This window comes from Streptomyces zhaozhouensis (assembly GCF_900230195.1).
In the GTDB taxonomy this organism is placed as follows: domain Bacteria; phylum Actinomycetota; class Actinomycetes; order Streptomycetales; family Streptomycetaceae; genus Streptomyces; species Streptomyces zhaozhouensis.
This window is the reverse complement of sequence record NZ_OCNE01000023.1, coordinates 85,117-102,054: the sequence shown is the minus strand read 5'-3', so window position 1 is coordinate 102,054 and position 16,938 is coordinate 85,117. Positions and strand designations below refer to the sequence as shown.

Genomic DNA, 16,938 nt, shown 5'->3' with positions numbered 1-16,938 from the left:
ATGTGGGCCTGCTGGCGTGACGGTACCTGCTACGACCCCGCCACCCACCAAGCCAACAACAAGATCAACACTGCCGCCGAGGAGCCCCTGGCGGCATAGGGGTTGACTCAGGAAACTCACGCCGCGACCTCCAGACCGCCGAGGAACGCGCTGTCCGTGCCGGTCAGCACCGCGTCCGGGGTCAGCGCCGCCGGCACGACCTCCGGCATGGGGACCGGGTCGCCGGGCGGGGTGACCTCGGGCATGGGGACCGGGTTCCCCGGCGGGTCGACCTCGGGCATCGGCACCGGGCCCGAGTCGCCCACCGGCGGCACGAACGTGGCGTCGGGAGCCATGTGCTCGCCCGCCAGGTCGCCCAGGTCGGAGATCGGGCCGATGATCGGGATGTCGCTGAACGTGGTGCCGTCGTCGTTCATGCGCCGCCGCTGGCTCTCCGCCGAGCCGGCGTTGCCCAGGATGTTCCCCGCCCAGCCCATGCCCTCGCCGACCAGCGCCCAGCCGGCGCCGCCGCCGCGGAAGGCGCTGAACATCCCGGTGCCCAGGCCGGCCAGGCCCGTAGCGCCCCGGGCCGCGCCCGCGATGCCGGCGCCCATCACGCCGAGCCCGCCGGTGGCGACCGTGATCAGGTCGAAGCCGATGGTCTCCCAGGTGACGCCCTCGGCGCCGCCGGCCATCGCCATGCCGTGGAAGAGCAGCCCGGCCGCGCCGGCGCCCAGCCCGATGTAGCCGCCGATGGTGCCGATCGCGCCCAGGATCAGGGCGGCGGTGCCACCGCTGGCGACGAACAGCCCGATCACGGCGACCGCGAGGCAGATCACGCCGACCACGGCGGCGATGTCGGCGAAGATGTCGCCGATCAGTTTCCAGGTGTTGGGGTCGGTCAGGAAGTCGACGATGTCGGCGACCGCGTTGCCGATCGACTCGAAGAGGCCCGGCTCCGGCGGCGCGTCGTCCGCGGCGGCGGAGAGCGCGCGCGAGGTGTCCTCGGCGGCCTCCTCGTACTCCCGGCGCAGCTGCTCGGCGCGCCGGATCACCTCGTTGAGCGCGGCGTTGGCGTTGTCGAGCGCGCTGCCCCTGGCCCGCTCGTCGTCCTCGTGCTCGGAGAGCTCGTCGTCGTCCATCTCCGAGGTGTCGGACGGCAGCGCGTCGACGGCCGACTGCGCGCTGTCGACCTGCTGCTGGGCGGCGGCGGCCTCCTCCTCCAGGCGGCGGGCCGTCTGCTGGAACCGGTCCAGGTCGTACACCCAGTGCTGGAGGGCGCGCGCCGCGGCGTCCAACGCGTTGACCGCGCGCTGGAGATACGGCGGCACCTCGTCGAACGTCTCACTGAACGCGTCGGCGGCGCGGCCCACCCAGATGCCGCTCGACGTGTTGATCGCGGTCAGGGTGGTGTGCGTGGACGAGCTGAGGCTCGCCACGTCGTGCATCGTCCGGGCCACGGACTCGGCGGCGGACAGGTCGCCGGGACAGGGGTCGAAGCCCAGGTTCGGATACGCGTCACTCATCGTCGGTCAGCCCCCGTTCCCACCCTCGTTGAGGGCCCGTTCCAGCTCCTCGTCGGTCGCGGTGTAGGTCTCGGCCGCGTTGATCGCGACCTCACCGATACCGGAGGTCAGCTCGGAGAGCTGGCCGAACCCGTAGTCCCAGGAGTCGGCGAAGTCGTCGCACCTGCTGCCCAGGTCCGGCGGTCCGATGCGCGAACCGCTGGCGCCGGCGAGGCTGCGCGACGCCTCCCGCATGTCGTCGCCGCTCGCCTCCAGCCGGCCCGCCAACTCCCTGACTTCGTCCTCGAAGAATCTCAAGAAGGACATCGCGTCACTACTCTCCCCGTGGTCTCCCCGTGGTCTCCCCGTGGTCTCCCCGTCGTCCCCGTTGCTCCCCGTCGTGCCGCGCGCCCTCGCCCCGGCCTCGCGCGCCGACCGGTCGGGGCGCGGCGGTCCGGCAGGCCAAAGGGCGGCGCCGGATGTCGCGAGGACACCCGGCGCCGCCCTCGACGCGTGGGCGGGGTCAGCCGCGGATGGCGCCTTCGAGGCCCTCGTCGGTCTCGCGGTAGGTGTCGGCCGCGGTCTTGAGGTAGGTACCCATGCCCTCAAGACCCTCGATCACCTTGCGAGCACCCTGGGTGAACTCGCGGTACGAGTCGTCGAAGGCGCGCGACGCCCGGCTCGTCACGAAGCCGGTCTGGACCAGGTTGTCGATGTAGCTCTGGAGCGACGACAGCTTCTGGTCGATCTGCTCCCGCTCGTCGATGAGTCGGTCCCCCGCCTCCTGCATATCGTCATAAGTCACATCCATATCGCTCATGGCGGTCCCCTCCTCTGGCCCTGGCGGAAGGCGGCTTCCTCCCGCGTTACGTTGAGGTACTCACCCTACGTGGGCGGCACTTCGGACGAAAGCCCGGTCTCGGTGCCTTCCTCGCGAGTCGTTCGCGCCCTCAACGACACGAAGGACGCCGCCTGTCCCCCCACGGTTGCACCCGACGCGCGCCAACATCGACGAGAACCCCTCCCACCGGCACCGACACCCCCACACCCGTGCGCGTGCCCCCACACCGGGCCCACGGAAGCCCCGCACCCGGCCCGCGTCCACCCCACTCCCACCCCATCCCCGCCCCATCCTCGCCCCGGAAGGCACACCGCCGCCGGTGAATCCCCACCACCCCAGAACACCTCACGCGCCGGCTCGCGCCCCGCGCGGCGCACGCCCCGTACGCTGGCGTCTGGTTCGCGCCGCCCGCCGCGCCCAATCCGCTTCCGGAGCGCGGGAAACTGCGGCATCGTGGGAGAGGCGACCAACCAACGGGAACCAGCGGCGTTTACCGTGCCATCTCCCACCGTGGCGATGGCCCGGCCGCGACCCGCGACCGTTTCGACGGCCGTCCACCGCCCCGGCGATCTGTCGGTGCGGGATGCGATGATTGAGCCGGTCTCCGCCAGAAAGAGACCGTGTCAGCAACGGGAGGATGAGTGTGCGCCTGACCCTGACAGTAGTAGACCCGGTCGGGGGGCATCGGGCCGACACCGTGGTCGACGCCGACCCGGAGACGCAGATCGCGGACCTGACACCCGAGTTCACGCAGGCGGTCGGCAGTCGCTTCGCGCCGGCGGGAGCCGGCGGACAGCAGGGGTACGCGGAGGCACCGGGCGGCGCCCACCTGTTCGTCAACGGCGAGTACGTCGACCCCGGTCTCACGCTGGCCCAGTCCCCGCTGCGCGAGGGCAGCGTCGTCAGCCTCCACAACCCCAGCGGCTGCTGGCCGCCGGAGCCCAACGGGCTGGTGGAGCTGCGCGTCGTCGGCGGCCCCGCCGCCGGCGCCGTGCACCGGGTGGGCGTCGGCAAGGTGGAGATCGGCGCGGGACAGCAGGTCCACATCCATGTGCCCGACCCGACGCTGCCCGACCGCGCGATGACCCTGCGGGTCGCCGCCGAGGGCACCTGCCGCGTCACGGTCTACAGCGACGAGCAGCCGCTGATCGACGGCGAGCCCTTCTACCACGACGAGGGCGACCGCGCCGTCTGGAAGCTCGGCAAGCAACTCTCCGTCGGCGACTCCCTCTTCGAGCTGACCCCCTACTTCCCGCCCGACGCCGCGCTCAAGGTCTCCGAGGACGGCGCGGGCCTCGACTACAACCGCCCGCCGAGGCTGCTGCCGCCCGAGCGGCAGACGCAGTTCCAGCTGCCCAAGCCGCCCGGCGAGCGGGAGAAGCGCCCGCTGCCCTGGCTGATGGCCATCCTCCCGGTGGTCGGCGCCGTCGCCATGGCCTCCATCACCGGCCGCTGGCTCTTCCTGATGATGGCCTTCATGAGCCCGGTCATGCTGCTGTCCAACTACTTCATGGACAAGAAGCGCGGCCGGATATCGCACGCCAAGAAGCTGGAGGAGTACCGGGAGCGCAAGGCCAGGATCGAGAAGGACGCGCGCGACGCGCTGATCGCCGAGCGGTTCGCCCGCCGGCACGCCGCGCCCGACCCGGCCACCGTGCTCACCCAGGCCACCGGCCCGCGCACCCGGCTCTTCGAGCGCCGCCGCACCGACGACGACCATCTGCTGCTGCGCGTCGGCACCGTCCAGCTGGACTCGGAGGTCGTGCTCACCGACCCCGAGCAGGACGAGCACAAGCGCCAGGTCGCCTGGAAGATCGCCGACGCCCCGGTCACCCTGCCGCTGCGCACCCTAGGCGTCATCGGCTACGCCGGCTCCGGCGACTCGGCCCGCGCGCTGGCCCGTTGGTCCGTCGGCCAGATCGCCGTGCTGCACAGCCCGATCGACGTCCAGTTCGTCATGCTCACCGACGGCACGGGCCAGTACAGCTGGGAGTGGATGCGCTGGCTTCCGCACTCCAGGCCGGCCCCCGAGCAGGACACCAACCTCCTGATCGGCAACGACGCCGAGACCATCGGCGCCCGCGTCGCCGAGCTGACCGCGGCCCTCGACGCCCGCCAGAAGGCGGCCAAGCAGGCCCGGTCCAACGGCACCTCCTCGTTCAAGGACCCGGACATCGTCGTCGTCTTCGACGGCTCCCGGAAGATGCGCTCGCTGCCCGGCGTGATCCGGCTGCTGCGCGAGGGGCCCTCGGTCTCCATCTTCGCGCTCTGCATCGACGACGAGGAGCGCTTCCTGCCCGGCGAGTGCCAGGCCGTGGTCATCGCCGAGCCCAACCCGGACCGCGCCGCCAAGAGCGGCACGCGCCAGCCCGGCTTCGCGACCGGCTTCCACACCTTCCTCGCCGTGCCCGGCAGCGCGTTCCCCGGCCAGGCCGGCCCCTCGGCCCCGGCGCCGACGGTCTCCGCCGACCGGCTCCGCGTCGAGCAGACCGGCGCGTGGCGCATCCGCGGCGTGCGACCCGACTGGGTGCTGCCCGAGTGGTGCGAGCTGATGGCCCGCTCGCTCAGCCCGATCCGCGACATCAGCGGCGAGTCGGAGGACGCGGCGCTGCCCTCGGCCTCCCGGCTGCTGGACGTCATCGAGATGGAGCCGCCGTCCGCCGGCGCCGTCGCCGCCCGTTGGCAGATGGGCGGCCAGTCGACGGAGGCGGTGATCGGCGAGTCCTACGACGGCTCCTTCGCCATCGACCTGCGCAGGGACGGCCCGCACGGCCTGATCGCCGGCACCACCGGCTCCGGCAAGTCCGAGCTGCTCCAGACGATCGTCGCGTCCCTCGCGGTGGCCAACACCCCGGAGAACATGACGTTCGTCCTCGTCGACTACAAGGGCGGCTCCGCGTTCAAGGACTGCGTGCAGCTCCCGCACACCGTCGGCATGGTCACGGACCTCGACAACTACCTGGTGGAACGCGCGCTCTCCTCGCTGGGCGCCGAGCTGACCCGGCGGGAGCACATGCTCGCCGACGTCGGCGCCAAGGACATCGAGGACTACCAGGACCTGATCCGGCGCAACCCGGGCCGGCTGGCGCCGCTGCCCCGACTGCTCATCGTGATCGACGAGTTCGCCTCGATGGTCCGCGAGCTGCCGGACTTCGTGAAGGGCCTGGTCAATATCGCCCAGCGAGGCCGCTCGCTCGGCATCCACCTGCTGCTGGCGACCCAGCGGCCCAGCGGCGTCGTCTCCCCGGAGATCCGCGCCAACACCAACCTCCGGATCGCGCTGCGCGTCACCGACGGCAGTGAGTCGTCCGACGTGATCGACGCGCCGGACGCCGGCTTCATCGCCAAGTCCACGCCGGGCCGCGCCTACGTGCGGCTGGGCCACGCCTCGCTCGTCCCGTTCCAGTCGGGACGCGTCGGTGGCCGCCGGCCCGGCGCCGTCGACCCGGTGGTCTCCCGTCCCTGGTCCGGCCAGTTGGAGTGGAGCAACCTGGGCCGCGCCGCGCTGAAGAAGCCCCCGGGGGCCAAGTCCCAGGAAGAGGAGATCACCGACCTCAAGGTGCTGGTCGACGCGGTGATCGAGGCCGACCGCCAGCTCGGTTTCCCCAAGCAGCACAGCCCCTGGCTGCCCGCGCTCGGCGACACCGTGCTGCTGCGCGACCTCGAACACCCGGCGCCCGCCGGCATGTTGCCCGCCGCCCCCTACGGCGTGGAGGACCTGCCCACGCAGCAGGCGCGGCGTTCGGTCGCCATCGACTTCCGCACCTTCGGGCACATGCTGGTCGGCGGCGCGCCGCGCAGCGGCCGTTCCCAGCTGCTGCGGACGATGGCCGGCTCCCTGTCCTGGGTTCACTCCACCGCCGACGTGCACATCTACGGCATCGACTGCGGCAACGGCGCGCTCAACGCCCTCACCCGGCTGCCCAACTGCGGCGCCGTGGTCTCCAGGAACCAGGTCGAACGCGTCCGCCGGCTCATCCGCCGGCTCCGCCAGGAGATGGACCGCAGGCAGGACGTGCTGGCGGCCGACGCGCTGGCCGACATCAACGAGCAGCGTTCCAGCGCCGAGCCCGACAAGCGGCTGCCGCACCTGGTGGTGCTCATCGACCGCTGGGAGGGCTGGGTCTCCACGCTCGGCGAGATCGACCACGGCGCGCTCACCGACGAGGTGTTCGTGATGATGCGCGAGGGCGCCTCGGTCGGCATCCACGTCGTCATCGTCGGCGACCGCAGCGTGCTCTCCGGGCGGATCTCCACGCTCACCGAGGAGCGGTACGCGATGCGGCTGTCGGACCGCTCCGACTACTCCAACATCGGCATGGCGGCCCGCAAGGTCCCGGAGAACATCGCCGACGGACGGATGTTCCGCAACCAGGCGCTCACCGAGATCCAGGTCGCGGTGCTCGCCGAGGAGCTGTCCGGCCAGGCGCAGGCGGCGGCGCTCGGCGCCATCGGCGACTGGGCGACCCAACGGGACGCGGCGGTGCCGCGCAACCGCCGGCCGTTCCGCGTCGACGTCCTGCCCAGCCGGCTCACCTTCGCCGACGCCTGGGAGATGCGGGACCCGGACACGTCCAACTCCCGCCTGTGGGGCCTCATCGGCGTCGGCGGCGACGAGCTGATGGGCTACGGTCCCGACCTGGCCCAGGGCACGCCCGCGTTCATCATCGCCGGCCCGCCGAAGTCCGGCCGTTCCACGGTTCTCACCATGCTCGCCAAGTCCTATCTCGCGCAGGGCGTGCGGGTGGTCGTGGCCGCGCCCCGGCCCTCGCCGCTGCGCGACCTGGCCGGGCAGGAGGGCGTCGTGCAGGTCTTCACCGGCGACGACCTCGACGAGAAGGACCTCCGTGAGGCGCTGTCCACCTCGTCGCTGGAGAACCCGATCGTCGTCCTCGTCGACGACGGCGAGGACCTGCGCCGCTGCGACGCGGCGGACGAGTTCAAGGCTCTGGTCACGCAGGGCTCGCAGCTCGGCCGCTACCTGGTGCTCGGCGGCGACGAGGGCGAGATCTGCGGCGGCTTCTCCGGCTGGCAGGTCGACGCGAAGAAGGCCCGCCGGGGCGCGCTGCTCTCGCCGACCACCCACCGTTCGGGCGAGCTGATCGGCGCGAAGCTGCCGCGCAGCGCGGCAGCCGAGCAGCCGACGCCGGGGCGGGCGATCCTGCACCTCGGCGACGGCACGCCGTTCTCCGTCACGACCCCCGCGCCGTGACCTGACCGCAGCCCCCGACGACGCCCGTGCCCGTCCCGTCCGCCCACGCGGAGGGGGCGGGCACGGGGCGTCTCGGCATCCCTCGCCTTGCCCGGAGTCTCCCGTGCCCGCGCTGACCTACGTCGGCTTCTACGCCGAACTCGTCCCCGACGACACCGCCCCGCACCACGGCTCGCTGCGCGAGGCCCTCTCCCCGCCGGGCGACTACCCGCCCGAGCCCGTCGCCGCGTACCTGGAGGCCGGCCACCCGGTGCTCGATCTGACGGAAGGCACCCGCGACGTGATCGGCGACGCCTTCCACGTCCCCGGCGGCGTCTCCGTCCTCACGGACGGCACGTTCGTCTGGCGACTCGACCTGGCCGCCTATGTCCGCCACTACACCCCGGCCCTGCCGGGGCCGCTTCTCACTCGCGCCCTCGCCTCGCCTGCCGCCGCGTCTCCGCTGTCGCGGGACGCGTTGCTCGCGATCACCGGCCGGGTCGTCGCCGATCTCGGTTTCCGGACCGGCTGACCCTGTGCCAGCCGGTGCGAACCGGGCAGACTGGCGGGGGTCGTGGCTCGTTGTGCCCGGCCGGTAACTAGTCTTGGTTCGCGCGGATGTGTGATCGTCCTTCTTTGATACGGAGTTGCTGTGGTTCGTGTGGCTCGTCGGAACAGGATCGTGTACGGGGCCGTCGTGGCGGCCAGCGCGCTGGTGCTGACCGCGTGCGGTGGGGACGACTCGGGGGAGGACGACGAGATCGCGGGCGTGCAGAGCCCGAGCGAGGAGCCCGAGGCCAGCGAGGACCCCGAGCCGACGGAAGAGCCGGCCGACGACCGCCCGGAGATCGACCTGGGGCCGGATCTGGAGAACGTCTACGAGAGCCACGTCTCCGGTGGGGATCCAGAAGACGCGATCGTCGAGTCGATCCAGGGGTTTAACGACGCCACGGACGAGGCGATCGTGAGCGGTGAGAACGATCGACCCGCGTTGCGCTACTACACGGCCGACGAAGCGCTCATGCGGACTCTCGAAGTGCTGAGTGTGGTGTACGAGAACGGCGAGTCTTCGACCGGAACGACTCGTTACACCATTCACAGCGTGAGCCTCGTGGACGATACCTCGGCGACGTTCACCTTCTGCCGCGATTACCGTGAACTCGATGTCACGGATTTCGAGACGGGGGAAGTCATCGAGGAGGCGGACCCGAACGCGGTCCCGGACCGGTATGTCGGTCGTGTTGAGCTGAACGAAGAGGACGTCTGGCAGGTCGTCGGTTATGACTTCGAACAGCATTCACCGGACTGCGCATGAGGCTGCGACGAGGTTTCGCTAGTGTGGCTGTCGTTTCCCTGGTGGCCGTCGCCATCACCGCCCCGGGCGGGGGACGCAGTGGTGGTGAAGCGACGGTGGAAGGAAGGTCGCAGGGGCCCGACATCGATGCCAGCGCCGGTTTCGCGCGTATCACCTACGACGCGCCGGACCCCGCATCAGGTCGCGGGCCGGCGAGCAGTTCGCATACCGACTGGTTGCCGCCCGCCTGTTACTACGCCCCCGCCTACAGTCCCGAGGAGTTCCAGGCCTACTGGGACGAGTTGTCGTCCCAGTTCTACCGAGTCGGCCATCCGGACGAGGACAAGCGGCTGTTGCGTGAGTCCCTGGAGGAGCAGTACGGCGAGGACGGGGAGTATCCGAACTACAACGTCGACAAGGAAGGGGAGGGGATGTTCTGGCAGGTTGTCCGCAACGAGAACCACCCGGATGAAGCGGCCCAATGGGCCTGTGAGTCCCGCACCTTCTGGGTCGACTTCGACGACTCGCCGCCCGCCGACATTCCGCAGGCCGTGGACATCGCGTTGCTCGCCGAGTTGGCGTATGAGCGGATCCGGGTGCCGGACACCGAGGTGGAGATGAACCCCGGTGGGGCGCAGACCGTGAATCTCGCGACGTGGATCTGGCCGACGGACGGGGGGTTCGAGCCCGTGTCGGTGACGGCCTCGCTCGACGGGTACGGGTTGTCGGCGACGACGACGGCGACGCCGGTGGGGTTGAGTGTCGCGCCGGGTACCGAGGACGCGCGGACGCATCCGGGGTCGGGGGAGTGCGCGATCGACGCGCCCGCGTACCGGGAGGGGTGGGAGGATCGGGAGCCGCCGTGCGGGGTGACCTATCTGCGGTCCACGCCCGAGGGGGAGTCGTACGAGCTGACGGCCTCGGTGCGGTGGGAGATCGCGTGGGAGGGGTCGGACGGCAGTGGGGGAACGTTGCCGGACGGGGTCTTCGAGACGGCATACGACGTGACCGTCGACGAGGTGCAGACCATCGTCCGCTGAGGCCGTCGTCCGCTGACGTCCATCCTCCGCTGACGCCGTCGTCCGCCGAGGCCGATCGTCCGTTGCGACGGGGGGAGTTGGCGCGGCGTGTTTCCGGCACGCTGCACGTGCACGCAGGTCACGCGCCCCGCGGGGACCGCGATATGTTGCGCGATCGTCGTTGAAGGCGCCGTGAGCGGACTGATAGCGTGCGAATCACCGGATAGGGTAATGAGACCGTTCTTTTGCGTGAGCGTTCGTGCATCGGACACGAACGCCCTCCTCCACGTGGAACCGGGGTTGGCGGATGAGGACTGAGGACCGGGTATCCACGGCTGCGAAGAAGTCGATCGCCGTTGGCCCAGTGGCCGGGGACCGGCTGCCGGCTCCGCCGCGTGAGCGGAAGCCCGCGCTCGCGGCGCTCGCCGCGCTGTTGGTGCTGGTCGGCGCCCTGGGGGCGACGATCCTCGTGATGCGTGCGGGGGACCGGGTCGAGGCGATCCGCATCACCGAGCGGGTGCCGATGGGCCAGCGGATACCGGAGTCCGCGATGGAGCCGGTGCTGGTGGCCGAGGACGACGCGGTGAGCTACGTGCGGTGGGAGCAGCGCGGCACCGTGATGGAGGAGTTGCGGCCGACCACCGACCTGGTGGGCGGCACGGTGCTGGTCGGGGAGATGCTGACGGGCGAGTCGACGCTGCCGGAGGGCGAGGTCATGGTGGGGGTCTCGCTCCAACCGGGCCAGTACCCCACGGGACTTGAGGCCGGCGACACGGTCGCCGCCTACTGGGTCGGGGACGACGGCCCCGCCGGTGAGACCGGGGAGTCCGGGCAGGACGGCGCGCGGTCGGGGCCGGAGACGCTGCTGACCGACTCGGCGCGGGTTGCGGCGATCCACGGCGACGGCGGTGGCGGCGGCAACAGCACGCTGCCGGTGACCCTGCGTGTCGAGGAGGCCGTGGTCTCCGAGTTGACGAGCGCGGCCGCGGCCGGCGACGTCTCGCTGGTGGTCGTCGCCGCCCCCGCGGAGTGAGCGGGCGGCGGATGAGCGTGCGACGAGGAGGCGCCGGGCGCGTGCACGGGGCGGGAACGGTGGGCGGATGGCGCTGATAGCAGTGGCCGCTGACAAGGGTGCGCCGGGGGTGACCACCGCGGCCGTGGCCCTCGCCGCGCTCTGGCCGCGCCGGGCGCTGCTGGCCGAGGTCGACCCGGCCGGCGGGGACCTGGTCTACCGCTCGGTGACGGAGAACGGCCGCCCGCCCGACCCGACCACCGGCATACTCTCGCTGGCCGCCACCGCCCGCCGGGGCGTCGTGGCCGAGCAGTTGTGGGACCACGCGCAGCGGCTCTCCGGCGGGTTGGACGTGCTGGTGGGCCTCGCCAACTCCGACCAGGCGGCCGGACTGACCGGCCAGTGGGGCGCGCTGGGGCGGGCGTTCGCCGAGCTGGCGCAGTCGCCGCACCACGAGGTGGCGGCCGACGTGCTGGCGGACTGCGGGCGGCTGGACGCCGGTTCGCCGGTGCACGCGCTGCTGCCGCACGCCGCGGTGCTGCTGCTGGTGACGCGTTCCTCGCCCGAGCAGATCGCCCATGTCAGGGACCGCGCCGCCGCGTTGCACACCAAGCTGCACGGCGGGCAGCGTGGCACCGCGCAGTTGGCGCAGCCGCAGATCGGCGTGGTGCTGGTGGCCGACCCGCAGCGCGGGGAGCGGGTCGCGACGCAGGTCAACGAGATGCTGATCGCCTCGGGCACCGGTTCGCGGGTGGTGGGGCTGCTGGCCGAGGACCCGGTGGGCGCCGAGCAGTTGGCGGGGCGCAGGCGGGGGCGGCTGGACCGTTCGCTGCTGGTGCGCTCCGCGCGGCGGGTGGTGGCCGACCTGCACCAGGTGTACCGGGGCGAGTTGGCGCCCTCGGGCAGCGGAGCGACCGGCGCCCAGCAGGTGCCGCCCCCCGGCGCGCAGCCGCCGCCCGCGCCGCGGGGCGCGCCCTCGCCCGCCGGCTACGCGCCGCCGCCGGGTTACGCGCCCCCACCGGGCTACGGCGCGCCGCCGCCAGGTCACGGCCCGTCGCCCGCCGGCTACGGCCCCCCGCACGCCGCCCCCCAGGGTCCGCCCTGGCGGCCGGGCGACGGCGCGGCCGGAGGTGCGGGATGAACGCGGGGGACGCCGGGCGCGCGGGCGAGGTCAACCACCAGCTGGTGAAGCGGTTCCGGCAGGACGCCGGTGACCGGATAGCCGAGCAGCGCCGGATCGACCAGGCCAGCGGCGTGCGGCCGATGTCGTCCGAGGACGAGCGGCAGTACGCGCGGGCCGTGATCGCCCAGGTGCTGGAGGAGTACGCGCGGGCGGAGATCGCCGAGGGGCGGGCGCCGTTGGACGCCGCCTCCGAGGAGGCGTACGCCGCCGCCGTGCACGCCGCGCTCTTCGGCGTCGGGCGGCTGCAGCCGCTGCTGGACGACCCGGACGTGGAGAACATCGACGTCAACGGCTGCGACCAGGTCTTCCTCGGTTACTCGGACGGCCGCGAGGTGCGCGGCGAGCCGGTGGCGGAGAGCGACGAGGAGCTGGTCGAGCTGATCCAGATCCTCGGCGCCTACTCGGGGCTCTCCTCCCGTCCGTTCGACTCCGCCAACCCGCAGCTGGACCTGCGGCTGCCGGACGGTTCGCGGCTGTCGGCCGTGATGGACGTGACCCGGCGGCCCGCGCTGTCGATCAGGCGGGCGCGGCTCGGCAAGGTCTTCCTGGCCGACCTCGTGGGCAACGGGACGCTCACCCCCGAGTTGGGCCAGTTCCTGACGGCGGCCGTGCGGGCACGGAAGAACATCATGATCGCCGGTGCGACCAACGCCGGGAAGACGACGCTGCTGCGCGCGCTGGCCAACGAGATCCCCGCCGAGGAGCGGCTGATCACGGTGGAGCGCGCGCTGGAGCTGGGGCTGGACCAGTTTCCCGAACTGCACCCGAACGTGGTCGCGTTCGAGGAGCGGCTGCCGAACTCCGAGGGCCAGGGCTCGATCACGATGGCCGAGCTGGTGCGGCGTTCGCTGCGCATGAACCCGTCCCGGGTGATCGTCGGCGAGGTGCTGGGCGACGAGATCGTCACCATGCTGAACGCGATGAGCCAGGGCAACGACGGTTCGCTGTCGACGATCCACGCCAATAGCTCGCAGGAGGTGTTCAACCGCATCTCCACCTACGCGCTCCAGGCGAACGAGCGGCTGCCGATCGAGGCGAGCCAGATGCTGATCGCGGGCGCGGTCAACTTCGTGCTGTTCGTGGAGCGGCGCAACACCTACGCGCAGGGCGGGAAGCTGCGGCGGTTCGTCTCCTCGGTGCGCGAGGTGAACGGGGTCGACGGGCGGGTGCTCTCCAGCGAGGTGTTCGCCGAGGGCGCCGACGGGGTGGTCCGGCCGCACGCGGCGCTGGCCTGTGCCGAGGAGCTGGCGATGTACGGCTACCGCGGCGGTTGGGGGTGACCCGGTGACGGTCTCGGGCGGCCTGTTCTCGGTGACCACGCTCCTCGGCCTGCTCTGCGGGGTCGCGGTGGGCGGCGGACTCGCGCTGCTGGTCGTGGCGTTGCGCGGGCTGCCGCCGACGAGCGCGGAGGAGCGCGCGGCGCGGCAGCGGCGGCGCTCGGAGCTGGCGGCGTTCTTCGGGCGGCGCGGCACGGTCGCGGCGGCGACGGCGGTCGCGGTGCTGCTGCTGACGCGGTGGCCGATCGCGGCGTTGGCCACGGCGCTGCTGGCGTTCTCGTGGAACCAGCTCTTCGGCGGCGCCGCCGAGGAGCGCGCGGCGATGCGCCGGGTGGAGGCGCTGGCCGGCTGGACGGAGTCGCTGCGGGACACGATCGCCGGCGCGGTCGGTCTTGAGCAGGCGATCCCCTCCTCGGCGCGCGCGGCCTCGCCGGCGTTGCGCGGCCCGTTGAACAACCTGGTGGACCGGCTGCGTGCGCGGACGCCGCTGCCGGACGCGTTGCAGGAGTTCGCGGACGAGCTGGACGACTCGTCGGCGGACGTGATCATCGCGTCGCTGATCCTCAACGCGCGGCTGCGCGGTCCCGGGCTGCGCGAGGTGCTGGGCGCGCTGGCGAAGTCGGCGCGCGAGGAGGTCGACATGCGGCAGCGGGTGATGGCGCAGCGGGCCTCGACGCGGCGGAGCGTGCAGATCGTCGTCGGGGTGAGCGTGGCGTTCCCGCTGGGGCTCGCGATCTTCAACCCGGGCTTCGTGGAGCCGTTCGGCGACCCGCTGGGCCAGGCGGTGCTCGCCGTGGTCTGCGGCCTGTTCGGACTCGGCTTCTGGTGGATGCGGCGGCTGTCGACGATCGAGACGCCCGAGCGCTTCCTGGCGCGCGGCGAGCCGGTCGAGGCGCTGCGGGAACGCGACCGGGCGGGCGGGGTGCCGGACGCCCGGCAGCCGGGCGGCTTCGACGGTGGCTTCGGCAGGGGGGCGAGCCGGTGAGGGACTCGATGGTGACCACGGCGGTCGTGGTGGGCGCGGTCTTCGGCCTCGGCCTGTACGCGCTGGTGCGGGCGTTGCTGCCGAGCCGGCGCGGGCCGGTCTCCACGGTGGCGCGGATCGACGAGATGCGGGCGCGCGGCGGGCTCGGCGGGTTCGCCCCTTCGGTGCCCTCGGCGCCGGGGGCCGGCGAGGGCGGCGCCGGGCGCTGGGACCAGCTCCAGTCCAGGATCGGCGACCGGGTGGCGGAGCTGTATCTGCAACGCGGCTGGGAGCAGCGTTCGTTGCGGGCCGATCTGGCGCTGCTGGACCGCACCTGGGAGGGGTTTCTCGCCCAGAAGGTGGTGCTGGCGGCGCTGGGGCTGTTCTTCGGCCCGTTCGTCTTCTCGATGGCGTGGCTGCTGGGCTTCGGCAGCAGCCCGGTGGTGCCGGTGTGGCTGGCGTTGGCGTTCGCCGCGGGCTTCTTCTTCCTGCCGGACCTGGAGGTGCGGCGGGACGCCAAGGCGAAGCGGCGGGACTTCCGCAGGGTGGTGGCGGCCTATCTGGACCTGGTGGCGATGAGCCTGGCCGGCGGGCGCGGACTGCCGGAGGCGCTGAAGGCGGCGGCGGAGGTGAGCGACGGCTGGGCGCTGCGGCGCATCCAGACGGCGCTGGCGGACGCGCGGATCACCGGGCTCACCCAGTGGCAGGCGCTGGGGCGGTTGGGCGACGAGGTCGGCGTGGACGAACTGAAGGACCTCTCCACGTCGTTGGCGCTGGTCGCGGACGACGGCGCCAAGGTGCGGGCCTCGTTGTCGGCGCGGGCTGAGACGATGCGGCACAGGGAACTCGCCGACATCGAGGGGAGCGCGGGCGAGAAGTCGCAGTCGATGCTGATCGCGCAGCTTCTGCTCTGTATGGGTTTCCTTATCTTTCTGATCTTTCCGGCCGGGATGCGCGTCTTCCAGGCGTGACGGGGTCGAGCGACGAAGTGTGGAGGTAATGCCATGGTGCGCCATCCGGCGACTGACTATCTGATCGGTTTTCTGCGCACCCGGCTGGCGAGGGCCAGGTCGGGCGAGTTGGACCGGGGTGCCTCGGCCATCGAGTGGGTGATCATCGCGGCCGTGGTGGTCGGCATCGTGGCCGGCGTCGCCGCGGTGATCATGAACGCCCTGGACGACCGCGCGGAGAGCGTCGGCGACTGCATCGAGGGCGCCCAGAACTACGCCAACTGCTAGCGGTGCGTCGGCTGGTGGGCCATCTGCGCCGCCGGGTGGCGCAGGGCGCCGACCGGGGCGGCTCGGTGGTGCGTGCGGGGGACCGGGGGAGTTCGGCGATCGAGTTCGTCTTTCTCACGCCGGTGATGTTCTTCATGATCTTCGGCGCGGTGCAGTTCGCGATGTACTCGTTCGCCGAGCACGTGGCGAAGGCCGCGGCGCAGGCCGGGGCGCGCACGGCGCGGGCCCAGGCGGAGGCCGACCCCGCGGGATGGCGCCGGGCGGCCGAGGACAAGGCGCACGACTACGTGGCGCAGCTGGGCCCCGGGCTCTTCCTGTCCAGGCCCGACGTGGTGACCAGCCAGCCGGGGGCGTTCACGGTGCGCGTCGAGGTCGAGGGGCGGGTGCCGTCGATCCTGCCCGGGGTGGACCTGACGGTGACGGCGGCGTCCGAGGGGCCGATCGAGCGCTTCGTGCCGGATGGAGGGTGAGATGCGGGACGCGCGAGGGCGCCCGAGCCCCGACCGCGGGGGTCGGGCGACGGGCGACCGAGGCATGTCCTCGCTCGAAGTGGTCCTGCTCGTACCGCTGATGATCGTCTTCATTCTGCTGTTGGTCGGCTTCGGTCAGCAGGTGTCGGGTCGGAACGCGGTCAACGGCGCGGCCCGGGACGCCGCGCGCGCCGGTTCGTTGGAACGCTCCACCGACGCCGCGATGAGCGCGGCGGCCGACGCGGCCGAGGGCCAGCTCGGCGACGTCTGCGTCGGCGGCTCGGTGCGCGTCGCGCGCACCACGCCCGGCGGGCACGAGCCGGGGTCGCTCTTCGGCGTCGAGGTCAGCTGCCGGGTGCGCGGCCTGGACATGCTCGGCATCGGGCTGGAGTCCACGCTCTCCGGCCGGTCGAGTTCGCCGATCGACCCGTTCCGGAGGTCCGGATGACGCGGCCGGGGTGGGTGGCGCGGCGCCTCGCGGCCGGCGGCGAGGCGGACCGGGGATCGGGCGCCGTCGTGGTGATCTTCTTCGCCGTGGTGGTGCTGGCGCTGGCCGCGTTCGTCGTGGACGGCGGGCTCTCCATCGCGCAGCGGGAACGCGCCGCCGACATCGCGGAGCAGGCCGCCCGTTACGCGGCCCAGGACCTCGACGAGGCCGCGCTGCGCGAGGGCGTCGGGCCGGCCCCGATCAACTTCGGCAACTGCGCCGTCCGCGTCGCCGAGTACGCCGAGTCCGTCGGCATGGACGCCGCCGACATCGCCGCCGCCGAGTGCTCCGAGGCCGCCGAGAACCAGGTCACCGTCCGCATCCGGCTCACCTACCGCCCGGTCTTCACCGGCATCGTCTACGACCGACCGCTCACCGTCTGGGGCGAGGCCACGGCCGAGGCCCAGGTCGGCTGAGCACCGCCCGCACCACCGCGCCCGCACCGCCGTCCGCACCAGAAGCCGTTTCCAGAAGCCGT

Annotated in this window: 16 protein-coding genes; 13 read left to right on the top strand and 3 right to left on the bottom strand. The window is 72.4% G+C overall.

Annotated elements, in window-relative coordinates:
- Positions 1 to 116: 116 nt before the first annotated feature.
- The 3 genes from CRP51_RS24820 to CRP51_RS24810 form a co-directional block, all read right to left on the bottom strand.
- The gene (locus CRP51_RS24820) at positions 117 to 1,505 is read right to left on the bottom strand and encodes a WXG100 family type VII secretion target (RefSeq protein WP_097233568.1); all 1,389 of its coding nucleotides are present in this window, start codon (positions 1,503 to 1,505) and stop codon (positions 117 to 119) included.
- Positions 1,506 to 1,511: 6 nt separating this feature from the next.
- Positions 1,512 to 1,811: a hypothetical protein gene (locus CRP51_RS24815; protein WP_097233567.1), complete on the bottom strand. Its 300-nt coding sequence runs from the start codon at positions 1,809 to 1,811 to the stop codon at positions 1,512 to 1,514.
- A gap of 196 nt (positions 1,812 to 2,007) precedes the next feature.
- Positions 2,008 to 2,304 (bottom strand): WXG100 family type VII secretion target, encoded by a 297-nt coding sequence (locus tag CRP51_RS24810; RefSeq protein WP_097233566.1) that lies wholly within the window; start codon positions 2,302 to 2,304, stop codon positions 2,008 to 2,010.
- Positions 2,305 to 2,968: 664 nt separating this feature from the next.
- Between CRP51_RS24810 and CRP51_RS24805 the strand changes: the two genes are divergently transcribed.
- From CRP51_RS24805 to CRP51_RS24750, 13 genes are all read left to right on the top strand, one after another.
- Positions 2,969 to 7,537 carry an FtsK/SpoIIIE domain-containing protein gene (locus CRP51_RS24805; RefSeq protein WP_097233565.1) on the top strand — a complete coding sequence of 1,523 codons (4,569 nt, stop codon included), beginning with the start codon at positions 2,969 to 2,971 and terminating at the stop codon, positions 7,535 to 7,537.
- A gap of 103 nt (positions 7,538 to 7,640) precedes the next feature.
- Entirely contained in the window at positions 7,641 to 8,048 is a 408-nt protein-coding gene (locus CRP51_RS24800; RefSeq protein WP_097233564.1) for a hypothetical protein, read from the top strand.
- A 150-nt stretch (positions 8,049 to 8,198) separates the two neighbouring features.
- Entirely contained in the window at positions 8,199 to 8,831 is a 633-nt protein-coding gene (locus CRP51_RS24795; RefSeq protein WP_097233563.1) for a hypothetical protein, read from the top strand.
- A gap of 23 nt (positions 8,832 to 8,854) precedes the next feature.
- On the top strand, positions 8,855 to 9,850 hold the full coding sequence (locus tag CRP51_RS24790) for a hypothetical protein (RefSeq protein ID WP_097233562.1): 996 nt from the start codon (positions 8,855 to 8,857) through the stop codon (positions 9,848 to 9,850).
- A 286-nt stretch (positions 9,851 to 10,136) separates the two neighbouring features.
- On the top strand, positions 10,137 to 10,862 hold the full coding sequence (locus CRP51_RS24785; RefSeq protein ID WP_245880787.1) for a hypothetical protein: 726 nt from the start codon (positions 10,137 to 10,139) through the stop codon (positions 10,860 to 10,862).
- A 67-nt stretch (positions 10,863 to 10,929) separates the two neighbouring features.
- A complete protein-coding gene (locus CRP51_RS24780) occupies positions 10,930 to 11,982 on the top strand; it encodes a hypothetical protein (protein WP_245880786.1) in 1,053 nt (350 codons plus the stop codon).
- Complete coding sequence (locus tag CRP51_RS24775) at positions 11,979 to 13,304, top strand: TadA family conjugal transfer-associated ATPase (RefSeq protein ID WP_097233560.1); 1,326 nt, start codon at positions 11,979 to 11,981, stop codon at positions 13,302 to 13,304. Before CRP51_RS24780 ends, CRP51_RS24775 begins: the two co-directional genes overlap by 4 nt.
- 4 nt (positions 13,305 to 13,308) lie before the next feature.
- Positions 13,309 to 14,286, top strand: a complete 978-nt coding sequence (locus CRP51_RS24770; protein WP_097233559.1) for a type II secretion system F family protein — start codon at positions 13,309 to 13,311, stop codon at positions 14,284 to 14,286.
- A gap of 8 nt (positions 14,287 to 14,294) precedes the next feature.
- Entirely contained in the window at positions 14,295 to 15,236 is a 942-nt protein-coding gene (locus CRP51_RS24765) for a type II secretion system F family protein (RefSeq protein WP_097233558.1), read from the top strand.
- Between the two features lie 33 nt (positions 15,237 to 15,269).
- On the top strand, positions 15,270 to 15,503 hold the full coding sequence (locus CRP51_RS29795; protein ID WP_122399581.1) for a hypothetical protein: 234 nt from the start codon (positions 15,270 to 15,272) through the stop codon (positions 15,501 to 15,503).
- Positions 15,504 to 15,505: 2 nt separating this feature from the next.
- Complete coding sequence (locus CRP51_RS24760) at positions 15,506 to 15,973, top strand: TadE family protein (protein ID WP_342749110.1); 468 nt, start codon at positions 15,506 to 15,508, stop codon at positions 15,971 to 15,973.
- 64 nt (positions 15,974 to 16,037) lie between these two features.
- Positions 16,038 to 16,421 (top strand): TadE/TadG family type IV pilus assembly protein, encoded by a 384-nt coding sequence (locus CRP51_RS24755; RefSeq protein WP_245880785.1) that lies wholly within the window; start codon positions 16,038 to 16,040, stop codon positions 16,419 to 16,421.
- Complete coding sequence (locus CRP51_RS24750) at positions 16,418 to 16,876, top strand: pilus assembly protein TadG-related protein (protein ID WP_097233555.1); 459 nt, start codon at positions 16,418 to 16,420, stop codon at positions 16,874 to 16,876. Before CRP51_RS24755 ends, CRP51_RS24750 begins: the two co-directional genes overlap by 4 nt.
- Positions 16,877 to 16,938 lie beyond the last annotated feature (62 nt).